This window comes from Methylobacterium sp. WL18, assembly GCF_008040015.1.
Taxonomy (GTDB): domain Bacteria; phylum Pseudomonadota; class Alphaproteobacteria; order Rhizobiales; family Beijerinckiaceae; genus Methylobacterium; species Methylobacterium mesophilicum.
This window is the reverse complement of the sequence record NZ_VRVD01001328.1, coordinates 1-458: the sequence shown is the minus strand read 5'-3', so window position 1 is coordinate 458 and position 458 is coordinate 1. Positions and strand designations below refer to the sequence as shown.

1 protein-coding gene is annotated in these 458 nt (G+C 76.2%); it reads left to right on the top strand.

The genetic code is table 11. From position 1 onward, the window contains the following. On the top strand, window positions 1–458 hold a 458-nt coding region (locus tag FV228_RS32585), incomplete at both ends, for a thiamine phosphate synthase (RefSeq protein ID WP_147858041.1).

Sequence of the window (458 nt, the reverse complement as noted above, 5' to 3'; positions counted from 1 at the left end):
GGCGCGGCTCGCCGCCGACGCGGCGACGGGGGGCGCGACCCTGCTCCAGTACCGCGAGAAGGACATCCCGGACGCCCGCGCCGCGCTCGCGCGGATCCGGGCGATCCAGGCCGCCGTGGGCGGGCGGGTGCCGGTACTGGTCAACGACCGTGTCGACCTGGCCCTGGCAGCAGGTGCGGACGGCGTCCACCTCGGCCAGAGCGACCTGCACCCGGCCGAGGCGCGCCGTCTCCTCGGCGAGGGGGCGATCATCGGGCTGACCGTGAAGACCGCCGCCCAGGCCGACGAGCTGTACCGGCTCCCGGTGGACTACGCCTGCATCGGCGGCGTGTTCGCCACCACCAGCAAGGACAATCCGGACCCGCCGGTCGGCCTCGATGGGTTCTCGCGCATCGCCTTCCGGGCCCGGCTCGCCCGCGGCGCCGGCTTGCCGCTCGGCGCCATCGCGGGCATCGGCC